Consider the following 3,997-nt stretch of genomic DNA (forward strand, 5'->3'; position numbering starts at 1 on the left):
AGTCCAGCGCCCGCGCTTCGCCGTCCGCCGCCAGCCGGGCATGCATATATTGCAATTCCTTCAGGCATGCCCGACACTGGCCGCTGGACCATTTCGACGAAGCCCCATGCCCTTCTTCACCAAAAAGCGCGCCGCCGTCGTGGCAGTGCTGATCGTGGCCGGTGCCAGCGGCGCCGCCTACTTCCGCCCCAACCAGGCGGCCGCCATCCCCGCCTCACAGTACCGCACCACGCCCGCCGATATCGGCACCATCACCCAGACCGTGACCGCCACCGGCACCATCAACCCGGTCGCGCTGATCAACGTGGGCTCGCAGGTGTCCGGCACCGTGGTGGAGCTGAAGGCGGACTTCAACGACCACGTGAAGAAGGGCCAGGTGCTGCTCAAGCTCGACCCGACCATCTTCAACGCGCAGATCGCCCAGAGCCAGGCTGGAGTCGCCGCCCAGCGCGCATCGCTGCGCCTCGCGCAGGCCACCTTCGAACGGAATGACAAACTGGTCGCCGCCAACTACATCTCTGGCCTGACCCTCGACCAGTCCCGCCGCGAGCTCGATGTGGCCAAGGCCAACCTGGCGCTGGCCGAAGCGCAGCTGGCGCGCGCCAAGGCGGACCTGGACAACAGCGTGATCCGCGCGCCCATCGACGGCGTGATCGTCAAGCGCACCATCGACATCGGCCAGACCGTGGCCGCGTCCTTCAACACGCCGAACCTGTTCCAGATCGCGCAGGACATGACCAAGATGCAGATCGACACCGCGGTCTCGGAAGCGGATGTCGGCCAGCTCAAGGCCGGCGTGCCCGCGCGCTTCGTGGTCGACGCCTACCCGGACCGCGAGTTCGACGCCACCATGCGCCAGTTCCGCCTCGCCTCCAACACGGTGCAGAACGTGGTGACCTACAACGTGGTGCTGGACGTGGACAACAGGGACGAGCTGCTCAAGCCGGGCATGACGGCGCAGGTGCGGCTCCTGGTCGGCAACCGCCAGAACGTGCTGCGCATTCCGACCGCCGCACTGCGCTACCGGCCTTCCGACGAGGAGCTGGAAAAGCAGGCCAAGAAGGACAAGGCGGCCAAGGGGTCCGCGTCCGCCGCGGCCAGCGCGCCGGTGCCCGCGCCGCAAGCCGACGACGACATCGGCTTCCACACCCGCAGCGAAACCGCGCGCCTCTTCAAGATCTACAAGCTGGATGACAAGAACCAGCCCAAGCCCGTGGACGTGAAGATCGGCCTCTCCAACTTCCGCTACACAGAGGTGGTAGGCGGGGACCTGAAAAAGGGTGACAAGGTCGTGACCCGCGCGCTTAACCCGGCGGGCGAGCATCCATGACGCCAGCAGCGCAGGCGGCACCGGGCGCGCCGCTCATCGACATCCGCAACGTCACCAAGAGCTACTTCTCCGGCAGCGTCGAAACGCAAGTCCTGCATGGGATCGACCTGCAGGTCCCGCGCGGCGACTTCCTCGCGGTGATGGGGCAGTCCGGCTCCGGCAAGTCCACGCTGATGAACATCTTCGGCTGCCTGGACACGGCCACCGGCGGCACCTACCTGCTCGATGGTGTGGACACCCGCACCCTGTCGCGCGCGCAGCTGGCGCAGATCCGCAACCAAACCATCGGCTTCGTATTCCAGAGCTTTAACCTCATCAAGCGCATGAAGATCGTGGAGAACGTGGCCCTGCCGCTGATCTACGCGGGTGTCTCGCGCAGCAAGGCCCATGCGCGCGCGCTGGAAGAACTGCAGCGCGTCGGTCTCGGCGACCTGGCCAAGCGCACGCCCAACCAGCTCTCCGGCGGGCAGCAGCAGCGCGTCGCCATCGCCCGCGCGCTGGTGGCCAATCCGCCGCTGCTGCTGGCCGACGAGCCGACCGGGAACCTCGACACCCAGACCAGCGACGAGATCATGGCCGCGCTCAGACAACTCAACACGGAACGCGGCATCACCATCCTGCTGGTGACGCACGAACCGGACATCGCGGCCTGGAGCAAGCGCCTGATGCGGCTGAAGGATGGGCGGGTGCTGTACGACGGCCCCTCGGCCGAAGGCCTGCGCCAGATGGCGCTCGGCGCCGCGCCCCAGCCGCACGCGGAGGCCACTCAATGAGCTTCCTGCAGATCGTTATCGAAGCCTTCCGCTCGATGGGCGCAAACCGCCTGCGCACCGCGCTCACCATGTTGGGCATCATCATCGGCATCCTGTCCGTGACGCTGCTGCTCGCCCTCGGCGACAGCATGCAGCGCTTCGTCGGCAAGCAGCTGGAATCACTGGGCACCAACATGCTGTTCATCTCCCCCGGCGGGGACCGGGCGCAGGCGCAGCGCATGCGGCGCGACGCGGCACCGGCGCTCACCATGGCCGATGCGGAGGCACTGGACAAGCTGCCCTCGCTCTCCGGCGCGGCGCCCGTGCTGCGCGGTGGCGTCAAGCTCGCGGTGGGGAGCGAGACCTCGTCCTTCGACGTGTATGGCGTGACGCCGTCCATGTTCCGCGTGCGCGGGTGGAAGCTGGACCAGGGCAGCATCTTCAGCGATGCCGACATGCGCTCGGCGGCGCGCATGGTCATCATCGGCCAGAAAGTGGCGGACCAGTTCTTCTACAAGCAGGACCCGCTGGGCAAGTACATCCGCATGGAGAACGTGTCGTTCCAGGTGATCGGGGTGCTGCATGGGGAGGGACGGCAGGTGGACGGGCCGGACCTGTCCAAGCTCGTGATCGTGCCGATCACCGCGGCGCGCGCGCACCTGGTGCGCCTGCCGTTTGCGGAGAACGTGCACTACGTGATCGCGCAGGGCAAGCCAGACGGGAATCTGGATGACGCCATCGCGGACATCAACGAGACCTTGCGCGACCGGCACCACATCAAGCTCGATGATCCGGACGACTACACCATCGACAACCTGGCCTCGTTCGCGGAAACCGCCAATAAGATCAGCACGGGCATTGCGCTCCTGCTTGGATTGATCGGCGCGGTATCGCTGGTGGTGGGCGGCATCGGCATCATGAATATCATGCTGGTGTCGGTGACCGAGCGCACGCGCGAGATCGGGATTCGGATGGCCATTGGTGCCAAGCCGCGCGATGTGCTGCTGCAGTTCCTGACCGAAGCCGTGGTGATCTGCCTGGCCGGCGGCGTGATCGGCGTGGCGCTGGCAACGCTGGCGGCGATGGGCGTCACGGCCACCGGCAAGTTCGAAGTCTTCATCGATGCGAAAACCGTGATCGAAGCCTGCGGTTTCGCCAGCGTGGTCGGCATCTTCTTCGGTTTCTACCCTGCCCGCCGCGCCTCGCGCATGCTGCCGGTCGACTGCCTGCGGTACGAGTAAGCGGCGCCTGCCGGGGCCTCGTACGTACGCACAGGCCGCCCTCCGCACAGGGCGCGGCGTTTGTGCGATCGCGCCATGGCACGTATACTTGGGTCCGTGTGCCTCGCGGAACGCGAGGTATTGACTGCAAGCCCACCCGCCATGCAGTGTCTGTGCCTCCGGGCAGTCCTGTTCATCCAGCCACTTGTGGCCCCCGCCCCTCCGGTGGGAAGCAGCTGTGCCGTCTCCGCGAGGTGGACCGCGCGCTCTTGAGGAACCATTGATGACGTCAATCTGTCCGACCCCGGGGCCGCGCCTTCCCGCTGCCCTTGACCGCACCACCTGCGGCATTCGCTATGCCTGTGCCGCCCTGTTGGTGCTGCTCTGCGCCTGGGCCTGCGCCGCGCACGCGGCCAAGCCCCGCACTCAACCCGCGCTGCCGCTGCTGGCGGACTTCCCGAAGCTGAGCGGCTCGTTCGCCCGCCCCTGCGCGGCCGCGCTTGCGCCCCCGCTGCGGGCGCTGGGCGAGCCCGCCCTGCACCAGTGTGCGTGGAGCGAGCGCATCGAATTGCTGTATTGGGACGACCTGCCCGATTCCGCCGGCGCTTGTCTGGCGCCCGCCGCCATGGCCTGGTTCAGGCTCGGCGCGGACGAGGGCCGCGCCTTGCCCGCCTGGGACGCGGTCTGGTCCAGCC

The 3,997-nt window shown here is 67.4% G+C and carries 4 protein-coding genes; all 4 read left to right on the forward strand.

The features are described 5' to 3' along the window. Positions 1–106 precede the first annotated feature (106 nt). Complete coding sequence (locus tag E4L96_RS06530; protein WP_135206412.1) at positions 107–1,330, forward strand: efflux RND transporter periplasmic adaptor subunit; 1,224 nt, start codon at positions 107–109, stop codon at positions 1,328–1,330. Continuing rightward, positions 1,327–2,103 carry an ABC transporter ATP-binding protein gene (locus E4L96_RS06535; RefSeq protein ID WP_135206413.1) on the forward strand — a complete coding sequence of 259 codons (777 nt, stop codon included), beginning with the start codon at positions 1,327–1,329 and terminating at the stop codon, positions 2,101–2,103. Before E4L96_RS06530 ends, E4L96_RS06535 begins: the two co-directional genes overlap by 4 nt. After that, a complete protein-coding gene (locus E4L96_RS06540; protein WP_229414266.1) occupies positions 2,100–3,323 on the forward strand; it encodes an ABC transporter permease in 1,224 nt (407 codons plus the stop codon). The genes E4L96_RS06535 and E4L96_RS06540 overlap by 4 nt, the downstream gene beginning before the upstream one ends. A gap of 262 nt (positions 3,324–3,585) precedes the next feature. Beyond that, positions 3,586–3,997, forward strand: a 412-nt coding sequence (locus tag E4L96_RS06545; protein WP_220433400.1) for a hypothetical protein, incomplete at its 3' end; no start/stop codon positions are given.

Origin of the sequence: Zemynaea arenosa, from assembly GCF_004614185.1 — a bacterium.
GTDB classification, from domain to species: domain Bacteria; phylum Pseudomonadota; class Gammaproteobacteria; order Burkholderiales; family Burkholderiaceae_D; genus Telluria; species Telluria arenosa.